The organism is Ralstonia sp. UBA689 (genome assembly GCF_002298975.1).
In the GTDB taxonomy this organism is placed as follows: domain Bacteria; phylum Pseudomonadota; class Gammaproteobacteria; order Burkholderiales; family Burkholderiaceae; genus Ralstonia.
On record NZ_DBMV01000001.1, the window covers coordinates 247,437 to 263,485 of the forward strand.

The window sequence follows — 16,049 nt, forward strand, 5'->3', positions numbered from 1 at the left end:
GGTCCAACCCCTCAGAACTTGATGCGATCCGTGCGACTTCTTGCGGCATCTGTGCTCAGTCTGCTTCTCGCGGCCTGTGCCACCGCTCCCGCTCCGAATGCCGACACCGCCAGCACAAGCGCCGTATCCTCCACCTCCGGCCGCAACACGTCGGTTGTCAACGTCGATCAGCAGCCCGTGGCCTCCCTGAAAGGGCCGGCCAAGGATCTCTGGGCGCGCATCCGCCAAGGTTTCTCCATGCCCGACCTGCAAAGCTCGGCCGTGGACGACCGCACCGATTGGTATGCGCAGCGCCCCGAAGCGTTCCGCCGCATGGTGGACCGCTCCAATCGCTACCTGTATCACATCGTCGAAGAGCTGGAACGGCGCAACATGCCCACTGAACTGGCTCTGCTGCCGTTCGTGGAAAGCGCCTTCAACCCGCAGGCAGTGTCGAGCGCCAAGGCGGCCGGGATGTGGCAGTTCATCCCGAGCACCGGCAAAACTTACAACCTCAAGCAGAACGTCTTCCAGGACGAGCGCCGGGACGTGCTCGCCTCGACCGACGCCGCGCTGGACTATCTCTCCAAGCTGCACGACCAGTTTGGCGACTGGCAACTGGCGCTGGCCGCCTACAACTGGGGTGAGGGCTCGGTCGCCCGGGCCATTGCGCGCAACCAGGCAGCGGGCCTGTCGACGGATTACATCAACCTGAACATGCCCGCGGAGACGCGCATGTACGTGCCCAAGCTCCAGGCGGTCAAGAACATCATCGCCAACCCGGGGCGCTACGGCGTCACGCTGCCGGATATCCCGAACCACCCATACTTTGTCACCGTCACCACCTCGCGTGACATTGACGTCGCGCTGGCCGCGCGCCTGGCCAATCTGCCGATGGACGAGTTCAAGGCGCTCAATCCGTCTTTTAACCGGCCGGTGATTCTTGGCGCGTCCAACCCGCAGATTCTGCTGCCCTACGACAACGCGGAAACGTTCCAATACAACCTGAATACGTATCACGGTGGCCTGTCGAGCTGGACGGCCGTGACGGTCGGCAACCGTGAGCGCGTGGAGGCCTTGGCCGCGCGATTGAAGGTGGACCCGGACACGATTCGCGAGATCAACCGCATCCCCAAGGGGATGCGTCTGAAAGCCGGCTCCACCGTGGTGGTGCCGCGTGCCGAGGGCGACAAGGAAGGCGCACCCGATATCAGCCCCGAGCTGGCCGAGAACGCGACGATGGCGGTCGAACCCGACTTGCCGGACCTGCGCCGCGTGGTCGTGCGCGCGGGCAAACGGGATACCGTCGCAGGGCTGTCGCGGCGCTATGGCGTGTCGGCAGCACAGATTCGGGCGTGGAACCAGTTGCCCGGCGATGCCATTCCCCGGGGGCATAACGTGGTGCTGATGTTGCCGCAGGCACGTGGTGGCCGGGCGCGCATCGTGCGGGTATCGGCGTCGGCACAGCCGGCTGCGACGTCCCGTGTGCCGGTGGCGAAGGTGGCGGGCAAGCCGGTGGTCAAGGCCAAACCGGTGGCAAGCACTTCGGCCAAGCGCAAAAAGCGCTGAGACTGGCAAGATGAAACGGCGTCCTGCGGGGCGCCGTTTTGCTTTTTGGCCTGCGGTAAGACCTGCGTAAGTTGGCAGCCGCACAGTAGGCGCATTGAGCACATCCAACATTGAGCCGTCGCGCACGACGGCCAGGAGACAACGTCATGTCCATGTCCGCCGCATACCGCGCGCTGTATCAGCGTTCCATCGACGACCCCGCCGGCTTCTGGGGCGAGCAGGCCCAGCGCATTGATTGGCAGACGCCGTACTCTGCCGTGCTCGACGATTCGCGCCTGCCGTTCGCGCGCTGGTTTGTGGGCGGGCGCACCAACCTGTGCCACAACGCTGTCGACCGGCATCTCGCCACGCGCGGCGAGCAGGCCGCGCTGGCCTACGTGTCCACCGAAACCGGCATTGAGACCACCTATACGTATCGCCAGCTTCATCGCGAAGTCAATCGCATGGCGGCTTGCCTGCAATCGCTGGGTGTCAAGCGTGGCGATCGCGTGCTGATCTATCTGCCGATGATCCCCGAGGCGGCTTTTGCGATGCTGGCCTGCGCGCGCATCGGGGCGATCCACTCGGTGGTGTTCGGCGGCTTTGCGTCCAACAGCCTTGCCACGCGCATCGACGATGCGACGCCGTGCGTGATCGTCAGCGCCGATGCTGGCTCGCGCGCGGGCAAGGTGGTCGAATACAAGCCGCTGCTCGATGCCGCCATCGATCTGGCTGCGCACAAGCCCGAGCACGTCTTGCTGGTCAACCGCAAGCTCGCGCCGATGCAGCGCCACCCGCGCGACGTCGATTACGCCACGCTGGCCGGCCAACACGCCGATGCCGACGTGCCGTGCGAATGGATGGAGTCGAATGAGCCGTCGTACATCCTCTACACTTCGGGCACGACCGGCAAGCCGAAGGGCGTGCAGCGCGACACGGGCGGCTATGCTGTGGCGCTGGCGGCGTCGATTCCGCTCATCTTTGGCGCGCAGGCGGGGGACACGATGTTTACGGCGTCGGATGTCGGCTGGGTGGTGGGGCATAGCTATATCGTCTATGCGCCGCTGCTGGCGGGCCTGACGACCGTCATGTACGAAGGCACTCCGATCCGCCCCGACGGCGCGGTCTGGTGGCGCATCGTCGAGCAATACCGCGTCAACGTGATGTTCACCGCGCCGACGGCCATCCGCGTGCTCAAGAAGCAGGATCCGGCGCTGCTGCGCCGGCACGACCTGTCCAGCCTGCGCCGCCTGTTTTTGGCCGGGGAGCCGTTGGACGAGCCCACGGCAAGCTGGATCGGCGACGCCTTGCAAAAGCCCATTGTCGACAACTACTGGCAGACCGAAACCGGTTGGCCGATGCTGGCCATCCCGCAGGGCGTGGAGCCTTCTACGCAGAAGCTCGGTTCGCCGGGTTTTCCGGTGTATGGCTACAAGCTCGATATCCTGGACGAAACCACAGGCGAGCCCTGTGCCCCAGGTGAAAAGGGGCTGCTGGCTGTCGCCGCACCGCTGCCTCCGGGGTGCATGAGCACTGTCTGGGGTGACGACGCGCGCTTCCTGCGGACGTACTGGTCCGCTTTTCCCGGGCGCCACCTCTATTCCAGCTTCGACTGGGGTGTGCGCGACGAGGAGGGCTACATCACCATCCTCGGTCGCACCGATGACGTGATCAACGTGGCGGGCCATCGGCTGGGCACGCGCGAGATCGAGGAGAGCCTGTCGTCGCATCCGGCGATTGCCGAAGTGGCGGTGGTGGGCGTGGCCGATCAACTCAAGGGGCAGGTGGCGATGGGGTTTGCCATCGTGCGCGATGCGTCGCGCGTGGCCGACGCGGCTGGCCGCCTCGCGCTGGAGGGCGAGCTGATGCGCACAGTGGAGACGCAACTAGGCGCGGTGGCGCGGCCATCACGTGTGTTCTTCGTGGGTGCGCTGCCCAAAACGCGTTCGGGCAAGCTCCTGCGCCGGGCAATGCAGGCGGTGGCTGAGGGCCGCGATCCGGGTGATCTGACCACCATTGAAGACCCGACCGCGCTCGCCCAAGTCAAGACGGCAATGGAAGGCTGATCGCCCATAAAAAGTGATGCATGCGCCAGTCTGAAAAAAGGCTGGCGGCTGCGAGGCCTCGCCACAATTGGCGGGGTGCTCGCCGTTAAGTCCTTCCTTTTATTGAGTTTTTTATGGTGTCGGGGTATAATTTTTGGGTTTGAGTTCAGAAACCCATCACCCTAGCGCCTACCGCTTTCTACCTCCCGCCTACCGCCCCGTCTGCCTCGTTCTTTGGTGAGCTCCGCCCCAGTTCCGACGCGCAAACGGCCCGGATTCCGCTCAGCCGGAAGTCCGCATGGCGCGCAAGGCGTTCAGGTTGGCACAGGGTGAATCCAGCAGGAGCTACCCGTGTTGCCGTCTTTCCCGCCCGCCATTCTTGCGCTTGCAGACGGCACGGTCTTTCGTGGCTATTCCATCGGTGCAGCTGGTCATACGATCGGCGAAGTGGTGTTCAACACCGCCATCACCGGCTACCAGGAAATCCTTACCGATCCGAGCTACTCGCGCCAGATCGTCACGCTCACGTATCCGCATATCGGCAACGTCGGCGTGAACCGTGAGGACGTCGAAGCCACGAAAGTCCATGCCGCCGGCCTCATCATCAAGGATCTGCCGATCCTCGCGTCGAACTTCCGCAAGGAGCATTCGCTCTCGCATTACCTGAAGGGCGAGAAGGTGGTCGCCATTTCCGGGATCGATACCCGCAAGCTGACCCGAATCCTGCGCGAGAAGGGCGCTCAGAACGGCTGCATTCTGGCCGGCGAAGACAACGTGCAGAAGGCCATCGACTTGGCGCGCTCGTTCCCGGGCCTGTCGGGGATGGATCTGGCGAAGGTTGTGTCCGTGACGGAGCCATACGAGTGGACCCAGACCGAATGGGCGCTGGGCCGCGGCTACGGCAAGCAGGAAGCGCCGAAGTACCATGTGGTCGCGTATGACTTCGGCGTCAAGTTCAATATCCTGCGCATGCTGGCCGAACGCGGTTGCCGCGTGACGGTGGTGCCGGCGCAAACCAGTGCCGCCGACGTGCTCGCCTACAACCCAGACGGCGTGTTCCTCTCCAACGGCCCCGGCGACCCGGAGCCGTGCGACTACGCCATCAACGCCACGAAAGAATTCCTGGAGCGCCGTATCCCGACGTTTGGCATCTGCCTGGGTCAACAGATCATGGCCTTGGCCGTCGGTGCCAAGACGCTCAAGATGAAGACCGGCCACCACGGTGCGAACCACCCGGTCAAGGACCTCCAGGACAGCCGCGTGGTCATCACCTCGCAGAACCACGGCTTCGCGGTGGACCCGGAATCGCTGCCCGCCAACACCCGCGTGACGCACGTCTCGCTGTTCGACGGCACGCTGCAGGGTTTCGAACTGACCGACCGCCCGGCGTTCTGCTTCCAGGGCCACCCGGAAGCGTCGCCAGGCCCGCACGACATCGCCTATCTGTTCGACCGCTTCACCGCGGCGATGGCCGAGCGCAAGCAATAACTGCAAACGAGAACGCATCGCCATGAACGCTTTCATGCTTGCTCACTTCGGCGTCACCGAGTTCTGGACCTTCCTGCTCGGCACGATCTTTATCGTGCTGTTGCCGGGGCCGAACTCGATGTACGTGCTGTCGGTGGCAGCCCGTCGCGGTGTGCGTGCGGGCTATCAGGGCGCATGCGGCGTGTTCCTGGGTGATGCCATCCTGATGGTGCTGTCGGCGGCGGGCGTGGCTTCGCTGCTGAAGGCGAGTCCGGCGCTGTTCTACGTCGTGAAATACATCGGCGCGGCGTACCTGGCGTGGATCGGCCTGCAGATGCTGCGTGGTGCGCTGCGTAGCTGGCGCGCGCGCAAGGCCGGCGAATCGGTTGAGCAGAACGCCGCTCCGGCCGATGAATCGCATCCGTTCAAGAAGGCGCTGATCATCAGCCTGCTGAACCCGAAGGCGATCCTGTTCTTCATCTCGTTCTTCATCCAGTTCGTCGATCCGCACTACGCGCTGCCGGTGGTGTCGTTCGTCGTGCTTGGGCTGGTCTGCCAAATCTGCAGCTTCCTGTACCTGACCACCATCATCTTCGTGGGCGCGCGGCTGGCCGCGGCGTTCCGCGCGCGACGACGTCTGTCTGCCGGAATGAGCAGCGGCGTCGGCGCCATGTTTATCGGCTTTTCCGCCAAGCTGGCGACGGCCACACTGAATTAATCGAATCGAGCGGGTTATGCCAAAACGTACAGACATCAAAACCATCCTGATCATCGGCGCAGGTCCGATCATCATCGGCCAGGCGTGTGAATTCGATTACTCCGGCGCGCAGGCATGCAAGGCGCTGCGCGAGGAAGGCTTCAAGGTGGTTCTGGTCAACAGCAACCCGGCCACCATCATGACCGACCCCAGCACGGCCGATGTGACCTACATCGAGCCGATCACCTGGGAGGTGGTCGAGCGCATCATCGCCAAGGAACGTCCGGACGCGATCCTGCCGACCATGGGCGGCCAGACCGCGCTGAACTGCGCGCTGGACCTGCACCGCCACGGCGTGCTTCAGAAGTACAACGTCGAGCTGATCGGCGCATCGCCGGAGGCCATCGACAAGGCTGAAGACCGCCAGAAGTTCAAGGATGCGATGACCAAGATCGGCCTGGGTTCTGCCAAGTCGGGCATTGCGCATTCGCTGGAAGAAGCGCTGGCCGTGCAGGCGAAGATCTCCAAGGACACCGGCACCAGCGGCTATCCGATCGTGATCCGTCCGTCGTTCACGCTGGGTGGCACGGGCGGCGGCATCGCCTACAACCGCGAAGAATTCGAAGAGATCTGCAAGCGCGGCCTGGACCTCTCGCCGACCAACGAGCTGTTGATTGAAGAATCGCTGCTCGGCTGGAAGGAGTACGAGATGGAAGTCGTGCGAGACAAGGCAGACAACTGCATCATCGTCTGCTCGATCGAAAACCTGGACCCGATGGGCATCCACACCGGCGACTCCATCACCGTGGCCCCGGCGCAGACGCTGACCGACAAGGAATACCAGATCCTGCGTAACGCCTCGCTGGCCGTGCTGCGCGAGATCGGCGTGGATACCGGCGGCTCGAACGTGCAGTTCTCGATCAATCCGAAGGATGGCCGGATGATCGTGATCGAGATGAACCCGCGTGTGTCGCGTTCGTCAGCACTGGCTTCGAAGGCCACCGGCTTCCCGATCGCCAAGGTCGCTGCCAAGTTGGCCGTGGGCTACACCCTGGACGAGCTGAAGAACGAGATCACCGGTGGCGCGACCCCGGCATCGTTCGAGCCGTCCATCGATTACGTGGTCACCAAGGTGCCGCGTTTCGCGTTCGAAAAATTCCCGCAGGCCGACAGCCACCTGACCACGCAGATGAAGTCGGTGGGCGAGGTGATGGCCATGGGCCGTACGTTCCAGGAATCGTTCCAGAAGGCGCTGCGCGGCCTGGAAGTCGGCGTGGATGGCCTGGACGAAAAGTCCACCGACCGCGACGAGATCATCGAAGAGATCGGCGAAGCCGGTCCGGACCGCATCTGGTATCTGGGCGACGCATTCCGCCTGGGCTTGTCGATCGATGAGGTCTACGCCGAGACCGACATCGACCCGTGGTTCCTCGCGCAGATCGAAGACATCGTCAAGACCGAAGCGCTGGTCAAGGCCCGCACGCTCGATAGCCTGTCGGCTGCCGAACTGCGTCTGCTCAAACAGAAGGGCTTCTCCGATCGGCGCCTCGCCAAGCTGATGAAGACGACCTCCAAGGCCGTGCGCGAGAAGCGTATCGCCGAGAAGGTCCGCCCGGTCTACAAGCGTGTGGACACCTGCGCGGCCGAGTTCGCGACCAACACGGCCTACCTGTACTCGACCTACGAGGCCGAGCACGGTGAGTGCGAAGCCGAGCCGACCGACCGCAAGAAGATCATGGTGCTGGGCGGTGGCCCGAACCGGATTGGCCAGGGCATCGAGTTCGACTACTGCTGTGTGCACGCCGCACTGGCACTGCGCGAAGACGGTTACGAGACCATCATGGTCAACTGCAACCCGGAAACCGTCTCGACCGACTACGACACCTCTGACCGCCTGTACTTCGAACCGGTCACGCTGGAAGACGTGCTCGAAATCGTCGACAAGGAAAAACCGGTCGGCGTGATCGTGCAGTACGGCGGCCAGACGCCGCTGAAGCTCGCGCTTGATCTGGAAGCCAACGGCGTGCCCATCATCGGCACGTCGCCGGACATGATTGACGCAGCCGAAGATCGCGAGCGCTTCCAGAAGCTGCTGCAAGACCTGGGCCTGCGCCAGCCGCCCAACCGCACCGCGCGTGCCGAAGACGAAGCGCTCAAGCTTGCCGAAGAGATCGGCTACCCGCTGGTGGTGCGCCCGTCGTACGTGCTGGGCGGCCGCGCGATGGAAATCGTGCACGAGTCGCGCGACCTCGAGCGCTACATGCGCGAAGCCGTGAAGGTCTCGAATGACAGCCCTGTGCTGCTCGACCGCTTCCTGAACGACGCCATCGAATGCGACGTGGATTGCCTCTCCGATGGCAAGCGCGTGTTCATCGGCGGCGTGATGGAGCACATTGAGCAGGCCGGCGTACACTCGGGCGACTCAGCTTGCTCGCTGCCGCCGTACTCGCTGTCGCAAGCCACCGTCGATGAGCTCAAGCGCCAGACCGCCGCGATGGCCAAGGCACTGAATGTGGTCGGCCTGATGAACGTGCAGTTCGCGATCCAGCGCAAGGGTGGCGAAGATATCGTCTACGTGCTGGAAGTGAACCCGCGTGCCTCGCGTACCGTGCCGTACGTGTCGAAAGCAACCGGCATCTCGCTGGCCAAGGTGGCCGCGCGCTGCATGGCCGGGCAGTCGCTCGATTCGCAAGGCATCGAGACCGAGGTCGTGCCGGCGTACTACAGCGTCAAGGAAGCCGTGTTTCCGTTCAACAAGTTCCCGGGCGTCGACCCGGTGCTTGGACCAGAAATGCGCTCCACCGGCGAGGTGATGGGCGTCGGCAAGACCTTCGGCGAGGCTTTGTTCAAGAGCCAGCTCGCCGCCGGTTCGCGCCTGCCCGAGAAGGGCACCGTGCTGATGACGGTCAAGGACAGCGACAAGCCGCAGGCGGTGGAAGTTGCCCGTTCGCTGCATATGCTGGGCTACCCGATCGTAGCGACGCGCGGTACGGCCTCGGCCATCGAAGCCGCCGGTATTCCTGTGCGCGTGGTCAACAAAGTGAAGGACGGCCGTCCGCACATTGTCGACATGATCAAGAACAATGAGCTGGCGCTCGTGTTCACGACCGTCGATGAGACGCGCGCCGCGATTGCCGACTCGCGCTCCATTCGCCAAGCGGCGCTGGCTCAGCGTGTGACGTACTACACCACCATCGCCGGCGCACGTGCTGCGGTGGAGGGGCTGAAGCACATCCAGAACCTGGATGTGTACGACCTGCAGGGCCTGCACGCCAGTCTTTAAGGCCTTCGTCAGGCCGCGCGGCGCGGCATAGCGTCGCGGTCAGAGCCCCCTGGGGGCGGCAGTTGCCGCCTCCGGGCGGTTCGCCTAAACTACAGCGTCCGTGTCAAAACAACGACAGCCGCCGTCAGGCGGGTGTGCGCTACGCGCCCTCCCGCTTCGCAGCGGCTGATTTTTTTGTGATTCTAAATTCCACAACATGAGCACCATTCCGATTACCAAGCGCGGTGCCGAGATGCTGAAAGACGAACTCCAACGTCTGAAGACCAAGGAGCGTCCGGCCGTCGTCAACGCCATCGCCGAGGCACGTGCCCAGGGCGATCTGTCCGAAAACGCCGACTATGATGCCGCCAAGGAACGCCAGGGCTTCATCGAAGGCCGCATCCAAGAAATCGAAGGCAAGCTGTCCGCCGCGCAGATCATCGATCCATCCGCACTGGATGCCGATGGCCGTGTCGTTTTCGGTGCCACCATCGACTTGGAAGACCTGGATTCGGGCAAGCCCGTCACCTACCAGATCGTTGGCGATGACGAAGCCGATCTGGAAACGGGCAAGATCTCGATCAGTTCGCCGATCGCCCGTGCGCTGATCGGCAAGTTCGAGGGCGACGTAGCCACCGTGATCGCCCCGGGCGGCGAACGCGAGTACGAAGTCCTGGCAGTCAAGTACCTGTAACCCGAACCGGAATGGCCACCATGCCGCAGCGCTTCTTCCTGTTGCTTGCCACGGTATGGTGCGGTTCGCTTTGGACCATCGGCTACATCGTTGCCCCGACGCTGTTTGCCATGCTGGAAGATCGTCAGTTGGCGGGTTCGATTGCTGGCCGACTGTTCCACGCCGAGGCGTGGATCGGTTTGGCCGCCGGCTGTCTGATGCTGGTGGCCGCCACCGCGCTCGTGCGGCGTGGGCAGATGGGTTACAAGCCACTGCGCTGGCTGGCGTTGGGGATGCTGTTGTGTGTTCTGGTTGGCTATTTTGGCCTACAGCCGTTCATGGCTTCGCTGCGGGCCCAGGCCGATGCGCTGGGCGTGGCGGTGGGTGACTCGCCGTACCGCACTCAGTTCGGCATGCTGCATGGTGTGTCGAGCGTGTTTTATCTGGTGCAAAGCCTGCTCGGCCTTGTACTGATCTGGAAAGCGGCCGGCATCCGGCAGTCCGCTTGAGGAAAAAAAAGACCGGCAGAAAAAGCCGGTCGTTCTTTTTTTGTGGGGGCTGAATCAGGACAGCGCCTTCTTCTTCTGGCTGGACTGGCGCGGCTTGGCCCGCTTGACGTTGCCGCCGGCCGTGACGCGCTCGTTGCCGAGCACGCTCAGCCGAATCGGTTTCGGACGGCGCGTGCTGTTCGGATTCGGCTTGCGCACCACTACAGAGCGCGGACCGGTACCGATGGTGGTTTTGCGAGGCGGCTTGAGATCCTTCGGCTGGTTTTCCTTCAGGTAGACCGGACCTTCACGCCAGATCACCAGCAGCTTGCCGATGTGCTGCACGGGCGCGGCCTGCAGGCGAGCGCAGATGGTGTCGTAGATTTCGATGCGCGCTTCGCGGTCATCGCCAGCCACACGGACCTTGATCAGCTCGTGGGCCGCCAGTGAGCGGTCGATTTCGGCTAGAACGGCCTTGGTCAGGCCCTCCGCACCGATGATGACGACCGGATTCAACGCATGCGCTTCCGAGCGCAGTTCCGATCGTTGGGCAGGGGTGAGGATGAGGGCGGGCATAAATGAGGGCGGAATCGCGCAAAAAGACAAACGGCGCGTATTATCCGCCAAAATCAGCCCTAGCTGCCATTTTTAGGCGGCGTGGCAATCAATTCGATGGCAAAGAACAAGTTCAACCAGTCGTGGCTGCACGACCATATCAACGATCCGTACGTGAAGCTGGCGCAGCGCGAAGGCTACCGCGCGCGCGCCGCCTACAAGCTCAAGGAGATCGACGAGCAGGACAAGCTGATCAAGCCGGGCCAGGTCATTGTTGATCTGGGCGCTGCGCCAGGAAGCTGGAGCCAGTACGTGCGCAACAAGCTGGCCGCGTCTCCGCGCGCCAAGGACGGGCGTATTGACGGCGCCATCGTCGCCATCGATATCCTGCCAATGGAACCGGTGGCCGACGTGACCTTCATTCAGGGTGACTTCCGCGACCAAGAGGTCTTCCAGCAGCTCGAAAAAATCGTGCTGGACACCACCGGCGGAGGCAAGGTGGACCTTGTTTTGTCGGATATGGCCCCCAATCTGTCCGGAGTGGCGTCGGCGGACGCCGCGCGCATGGAGCATATCGCCGAGCTGGCCGTGGAATTCGCCCAGGCACACATGAAACCCGAGGGCGCGCTGCTGATCAAATGTTTTCACGGCAGCGGCTATAGTCAAATCGTCGAGATGTTCAAGCGCCATTTCAAGATTGTGGCGCCGCGCAAGCCCAAGGCCTCCCGCGACAAGTCTTCCGAGACATTTCTGCTGGGCCGCCAGCTCAAGCATCCGGGCTGACGGACGATATTTGAGTAGGGGGGCTGAGTGGCGCTGACGGTCTTGCGGGCAATCAACCCGCGGCAGTGTCCGTGCATTACAATGCCAAGCATCCCGTCAAGGCATTTCTAAAGGAGTCTCGCCTTGAATAACAACTGGTTTCAGAAGGCGGCCATCTGGCTGGTGATTGCCTTGGTGCTGTTCACCGTCTTCAAGCAGTTCGACAAGCCGCGCGCCCAAGAGGGTGTGACGTATTCGCAATTCATGGACGATGCGAAGGCTGGCAAGGTCAAGCGCGTTGAAGTCCAAGGCCGCACACTGTTGGTCACGCCCAACGAGGGCAACAAGTATTCCATCATTTCGCCGGGCGACATCTGGATGGTTGGCGACCTGATGAAGTACGGCGTGCAGGTGACCGGCAAGGCAGAAGAAGAGCAAGGTGTGCTCCTCACTGCGCTTTACTACCTCGGCCCGACACTGCTGATCATCGTGTTTTGGTTCTACATGATGCGGCAGATGCAGGGCGGCGGGAAAGGCGGTGCCTTCTCGTTCGGTAAGTCGCGAGCGCGCTTGATCGACGAGAACAACAATAGCGTCACGTTTGCTGACGTGGCAGGCTGTGACGAATCCAAGGAAGAAGTCGTCGAGCTGGTCGACTTCCTGAAAGATCCCCAGAAATTCCAGAAGCTGGGCGGGCGCATCCCGCGTGGTGTGCTGCTGGTTGGCCCTCCGGGTACGGGTAAGACGCTGCTGGCCCGCGCCATTGCCGGCGAGGCCAAGGTGCCATTCTTCAGCATCTCGGGCTCGGACTTCGTTGAAATGTTCGTCGGCGTGGGCGCGGCCCGCGTGCGCGACATGTTCGAGAACGCCAAGAAGCAGGCCCCCTGCATCGTCTTCATCGACGAAATCGACGCGGTCGGCCGCCATCGCGGCGCCGGCATGGGCGGCGGCAACGATGAGCGCGAGCAGACCCTGAACCAGATGCTGGTCGAAATGGACGGCTTCGAGGCCAACTCGGGTGTCATCGTCATCGCCGCGACCAACCGTGCGGACGTGCTCGACAAGGCGCTGCTGCGTCCGGGTCGCTTCGACCGCCAGGTCTACGTCGGTCTGCCAGATATCCGCGGCCGCGAGCAGATTCTGAAGGTCCACATGCGCAAGGTGCCGATCGGCAATGACGTTGATGCGTCGGTGCTGGCACGCGGTACGCCGGGCTTCTCGGGCGCCGATCTGGCCAATCTGGTCAACGAGGCTGCGCTGTTTGCCGCCCGCCGCAACAAGCGCGTGGTCGACATGCAGGACTTCGAAGACGCCAAGGACAAGATCTACATGGGGCCGGAGCGCAAGTCGGCCGTGATCCGCGAAGAAGAGCGCCGCGCCACGGCGTACCACGAGTCGGGCCACGCGGTGGTTGCGAAGCTGCTGCCGAAGGCCGATCCGGTGCACAAGGTCACGATCATGCCGCGCGGCTGGGCTGGTGGCCTGACATGGCAACTGCCGGAGCATGACAAGCACTACGCGTACAAGGACACGATGCTGGAAGAGATCGCGATCCTGTTCGGCGGTCGTGCAGCAGAAGAAGTGTTCCTGGGCGCGATGAGCACGGGCGCCTCCAACGACTTCGAGCGCGCCACCAAGATGGCCCGCGACATGGTGACGCGCTATGGCATGAGCGACACGCTCGGCACCATGGTCTATGTCGACACTGAGCAGGATGGCTTCTTCGGTCGCATGGCATCGAAGACGGTGTCTGAGGCGACCCAGCAGAAGGTTGATTCGGAAATCCGCCGTATCGTCGATGAGCAGTACACCTTGGCCAAGGGCCTGCTGGAATCGAACCGCGACAAGGTCGAGGCGATGACTACCGCGCTGCTCGAATGGGAAACCATCGACGCCGACCAAGTCAACGACATCATGGACGGCAAGCCGCCGCGTCCGCCGCGCTATGGTTCGACCGGTGGCGGCAGCACCCCGCCGGGCGGTGGCACGCCTGCTGGCGTGAACCCGGGCAACGTGCCTGCCACGGCCTGATGACTGTTTAGTTTGTCGCCCAGCGGGTGACGCAGAAGAGCCGGTGCGAGCGCGCCGGCTTTTTTGTGGGCGCTTCATTGGGCTTGCCCTGGCGTAGCATCCTGATCCTGCGCCGCATTCTGATTCGCATATCTTGCCTGCTTCCATTCCCACCACGACGCACTTTCAGTGCGGACGTTTTCGTTACGCACGCGACCGGCGCCCGCTGGTCATGGGCATCCTCAACGTCACCCCTGATTCGTTTTCCGATGGCGGCGAGCATGCCACGCGCGATGCGGCGTTGCGTCATGCCGAACTGCTGATTGGCGAGGGCGTTGACATTATCGATATCGGCGGCGAGTCGAGCCGGCCGGGCGCCGCGCCGCAGAGCCTGCAGGAAGAGCTGGATCGTGTGATGCCGATCGTCGAAGCGTTGCGCGACTGCGGCAAGCCACTGTCGATCGACACCTACAAGCCCGAGGTGATGCGCGCCACGCTGGATGCTGGCGCCGATCTCATCAACGACATCTGGGGCTTTCGTCGCGCCGGTGCAATCGAGGCGGTGGCCAAGGGCACTGCAGGCCTCTGCGTGATGCATATGCAGCGTGATCCGGAAACCATGCAGGAGGCACCCCGCTACACCGACCTGATGGCGGAAGTCGAGGATTTTCTGCGGGCGCAGACGGCCGCCTTGCTGTCGGCAGGTGTAGCAGCCGAGCGCATTTCGCTGGACCCAGGGTTTGGTTTCGGCAAGACACCGGATCACAATCTCATCATGCTCAATCGCTTGGAGTGCTTCGAACGTATCGGCCTGCCGCTGCTGGTCGGGTTGTCGCGTAAATCCACGCTGGGTGCGGTGCTGGGCGGCAAGCCGCCGGCCGAGCGCGTCACGGCGAGCGTGGCCGCCGCATTGCTGGCAGCCGAGCGGGGCGCTTTTATCGTGCGCGTGCACGATGTGCAGCCAACTGTCGAAGCCCTTCGGGTCTGGTGGGCCATGCGTCACGAACGCATCGATCCGCCACAGGAATGATTGTCGCTTCGGTTTCGCGCGGGCGGGGTCGAGCGAACAGACGATTGCCCGGCCACGGCCGGCGCCTTACAAACAAAGAAACATTTCGCAGGAGAGATACGCAATGTCCAGGAAGTATTTCGGTACCGATGGCATCCGGGGGCGCGTGGGTGAGAGCCCGATCACCCCTGACTTCGTGCTGCGGCTCGGCTATGCGGCGGGCCGCGTGCTGGCGCATGGCAATGAGGCGCACGGGCATGGCCGTCCTACGGTGCTGATCGGCAAGGACACGCGTCTGTCGGGCTACATGCTGGAAGCGGCGCTGGAAGCTGGATTCACGGCGGCCGGCGTCGATGTACTGATGAGTGGGCCGCTCCCTACGCCCGGCGTGGCATATCTGACACGTGCGCTGCGTCTGTCCGCCGGTGTGGTGATTTCGGCCTCGCACAATCCGTATTACGACAACGGCATCAAGTTCTTCTCTGCCACCGGCGACAAGCTGCCGGACGAAACCGAGGCGCAGATCGAGGCCGAGCTGGAGAAGCCGATGGAGTACGCGGCTTCCGACGCATTGGGCCGCGCCCGCCGCATCGACGATGCTGCCGGCCGCTACATCGAGTTCTGCAAGAGCACGTTTCCGAACGACCTGAACCTGTTCGGCATGAAGATCGTGCTGGATAGCGCGCATGGTGCCGCGTATCACATCGCCCCGCATGTCTTCCACGAACTCGGGGCCGACGTGGTGTCGATCGGCAACCAGCCGAACGGTCGCAACATCAACGACGGCTATGGCGCGACGGCGCCGGGCAAGCTGGTTGAGGCGACGCGTGAGCATGGTGCGGACATCGGTCTGGCCTTTGATGGTGACGCCGACCGCCTTCAGGTGGTCGACAAGAATGGCCGCCTCTACAACGGTGATGAGCTGCTCTACGTAATGGTGCAGGCGCGTCGTGCGGCCGGTCTGCCGGTGCCCGGTGCCGTTGGTACGCTCATGACCAACCTAGCGGTGGAGTTGGCGCTCAAGGCGCAAGGCGTGGAATTTGTGCGCGCCAAGGTGGGTGACCGTTATGTGCTGGAAGAGCTGAAGAAGAACGGCTGGCTGCTGGGCGGCGAGGGCTCGGGCCATCTGCTGTGCCTGGACAAGCACAGCACTGGCGACGGCATCATCTCGGCGCTGCAGGTGCTTGCGGCGCTGCGTCGCAGCGGCCAAACGCTCGACCAGATGTTGGACGGCGTGCGCCTGTTCCCGCAAAAATTGATCAATGTCCGCGTCGCAAAGGGCTTTGACTGGAAGTCCCATGCCGGCTTGCAGGCCGCACTGAAGACGAGCGAGACCGAACTCGACGGCAAGGGGCGGGTGCTGATCCGTCCGTCCGGCACCGAGCCGGTTGTGCGGGTCATGGTGGAGGCACAAGATGCCGATCTGGCAACACGGCACGCGGAGCGCCTGGCGGCAACATTTCAGTAAGTTGCCAGCAGAACGCTGAAGAAGTGGAAAAAAAGCGGCCTTTGTGTCGCTTTTTTTATGCCTTGCAGGCAACTTTCGTGCGGCAT

Annotated in this window: 12 protein-coding genes; 11 read left to right on the forward strand and 1 reads right to left on the reverse strand. The window is 63.1% G+C overall.

Features of this window, described 5'->3' with window-relative positions; genetic code table 11:
- Positions 1-21: 21 nt before the first annotated feature.
- The 7 genes from B4F51_RS01310 to B4F51_RS01340 all read left to right on the forward strand — a co-directional run bounded on the left by B4F51_RS01310 (position 22) and on the right by B4F51_RS01340 (position 10,180).
- Complete coding sequence (locus B4F51_RS01310) at positions 22-1,548, forward strand: transglycosylase SLT domain-containing protein (RefSeq protein WP_296223291.1); 1,527 nt, start codon at positions 22-24, stop codon at positions 1,546-1,548.
- 146 nt (positions 1,549-1,694) lie between these two features.
- Complete coding sequence (gene prpE / locus B4F51_RS01315; protein WP_296223292.1) at positions 1,695-3,593, forward strand: propionate--CoA ligase; 1,899 nt, start codon at positions 1,695-1,697, stop codon at positions 3,591-3,593.
- 330 nt (positions 3,594-3,923) lie between these two features.
- Positions 3,924-5,060: a glutamine-hydrolyzing carbamoyl-phosphate synthase small subunit gene (carA, locus tag B4F51_RS01320; protein ID WP_296223293.1), complete on the forward strand. Its 1,137-nt coding sequence runs from the start codon at positions 3,924-3,926 to the stop codon at positions 5,058-5,060.
- Positions 5,061-5,082: 22 nt separating this feature from the next.
- Positions 5,083-5,757, forward strand: coding sequence for a leucine efflux protein LeuE (gene leuE / locus B4F51_RS01325; protein ID WP_296223294.1), 675 nt, complete (start codon positions 5,083-5,085; stop codon positions 5,755-5,757).
- A gap of 16 nt (positions 5,758-5,773) precedes the next feature.
- The gene (gene carB / locus B4F51_RS01330; protein ID WP_296223295.1) at positions 5,774-9,019 is read left to right on the forward strand and encodes a carbamoyl-phosphate synthase large subunit; all 3,246 of its coding nucleotides are present in this window, start codon (positions 5,774-5,776) and stop codon (positions 9,017-9,019) included.
- Positions 9,020-9,215: 196 nt separating this feature from the next.
- Positions 9,216-9,692: a transcription elongation factor GreA gene (gene greA / locus B4F51_RS01335; RefSeq protein WP_296223296.1), complete on the forward strand. Its 477-nt coding sequence runs from the start codon at positions 9,216-9,218 to the stop codon at positions 9,690-9,692.
- Positions 9,693-9,712: 20 nt separating this feature from the next.
- The gene (locus B4F51_RS01340) at positions 9,713-10,180 is read left to right on the forward strand and encodes a DUF4149 domain-containing protein (RefSeq protein ID WP_296223468.1); all 468 of its coding nucleotides are present in this window, start codon (positions 9,713-9,715) and stop codon (positions 10,178-10,180) included.
- Positions 10,181-10,234: 54 nt separating this feature from the next.
- Here the strand turns inward: B4F51_RS01340 and B4F51_RS01345 are convergent, their stop codons facing one another.
- A complete protein-coding gene (locus B4F51_RS01345; RefSeq protein ID WP_296223297.1) occupies positions 10,235-10,735 on the reverse strand; it encodes a YhbY family RNA-binding protein in 501 nt (166 codons plus the stop codon).
- Positions 10,736-10,831: 96 nt separating this feature from the next.
- On the opposite strand from B4F51_RS01345, the gene B4F51_RS01350 reads away from it, so the two are divergent.
- The 4 genes from B4F51_RS01350 (at position 10,832) to glmM (ending at position 15,963) form a co-directional block, all read left to right on the forward strand.
- On the forward strand, positions 10,832-11,497 hold the full coding sequence (locus tag B4F51_RS01350) for an RlmE family RNA methyltransferase (RefSeq protein ID WP_296223298.1): 666 nt from the start codon (positions 10,832-10,834) through the stop codon (positions 11,495-11,497).
- Positions 11,498-11,620: 123 nt separating this feature from the next.
- The gene (ftsH, locus tag B4F51_RS01355) at positions 11,621-13,507 is read left to right on the forward strand and encodes an ATP-dependent zinc metalloprotease FtsH (RefSeq protein ID WP_296223299.1); all 1,887 of its coding nucleotides are present in this window, start codon (positions 11,621-11,623) and stop codon (positions 13,505-13,507) included.
- A 145-nt stretch (positions 13,508-13,652) separates the two neighbouring features.
- Positions 13,653-14,516 carry a dihydropteroate synthase gene (gene folP / locus B4F51_RS01360; RefSeq protein ID WP_296223469.1) on the forward strand — a complete coding sequence of 288 codons (864 nt, stop codon included), beginning with the start codon at positions 13,653-13,655 and terminating at the stop codon, positions 14,514-14,516.
- 103 nt (positions 14,517-14,619) lie between these two features.
- Positions 14,620-15,963 (forward strand): phosphoglucosamine mutase, encoded by a 1,344-nt coding sequence (gene glmM / locus B4F51_RS01365; protein ID WP_296223300.1) that lies wholly within the window; start codon positions 14,620-14,622, stop codon positions 15,961-15,963.
- Positions 15,964-16,049 lie beyond the last annotated feature (86 nt).